The 1,138-nt window shown below is 55.9% G+C and carries 1 rRNA gene; it reads right to left on the bottom strand.

Features of this window, described 5'->3' with window-relative positions:
* Positions 1-61 precede the first annotated feature (61 nt).
* Positions 62-1,138 (bottom strand): 23S ribosomal RNA (locus tag ACLBYD_RS30680); the annotation flags it as partial.

Genomic DNA, 1,138 nt, shown 5'->3' with positions numbered 1-1,138 from the left:
GATACCCGATATCTGATGTGTGTGTTGTTTCAGATACCGCACAGTGGACGCGTAACATCTTCGTGGTAAGTCCTCGGCCTATTAGTACCGGTCACCTCCACCCATTGCTGGGCTTCCAGTTCCGGCCTATCAACCCGGTGGTCTGCCGGGGGCCTTACCCCCTCGAGGGGGTGAGAAACCTCATCTTGGAACAGGCTTCCCGCTTAGATGCTTTCAGCGGTTATCCCTTCCGAACGTAGCCAACCAGCCATGCCCCTGGCGGGACAACTGGCACACCAGAGGTTCGTCCGTCCCGGTCCTCTCGTACTAGGGACAGCCTTCCTCAAGTTTCTAACGCGCGCGGCGGATAGAGACCGAACTGTCTCACGACGTTCTAAACCCAGCTCGCGTGCCGCTTTAATGGGCGAACAGCCCAACCCTTGGGACCTACTCCAGCCCCAGGATGCGACGAGCCGACATCGAGGTGCCAAACCATCCCGTCGATATGGACTCTTGGGGAAGATCAGCCTGTTATCCCCGGGGTACCTTTTATCCGTTGAGCGACACCGCTTCCACATGCCGGTGCCGGATCACTAGTCCCGACTTTCGTCCCTGCTCGACCTGTCAGTCTCACAGTCAAGCTCCCTTGTGCACTTGCACTCGACACCTGATTGCCAACCAGGCTGAGGGAACCTTTGGGCGCCTCCGTTACATTTTGGGAGGCAACCGCCCCAGTTAAACTACCCACCAGGCACTGTCCCTGAACCAGATCATGGTCCGAGGTTAGAGGTCCAATACGATCAGAGTGGTATTTCAACAACGACTCCACCCATACTGGCGTATGAGCTTCACAGTCTCCCACCTATCCTACACAAACCGAACCGAACACCAATACCAAGCTATAGTGAAGGTCCCGGGGTCTTTTCGTCCTGCCGCGCGTAACGAGCATCTTTACTCGTAATGCAATTTCGCCGAGTCTGTGGTCGAGACAGCAGAGAAGTCGTTACGCCATTCGTGCAGGTCGGAACTTACCCGACAAGGAATTTCGCTACCTTAGGATGGTTATAGTTACCACCGCCGTTTACTGGGGCTTAAATTCTCAGCTTCGCCACCGAAATGGCTGACCGGTCCTCTTAACCTTCCAGCACCGGGCAGGCGT

This window comes from Rhodococcus sp. C26F, from assembly GCF_053345925.1.
The sequence above is the reverse complement of the archived record's forward strand: the minus strand, read 5'-3'. Positions and strand labels throughout refer to the sequence as shown.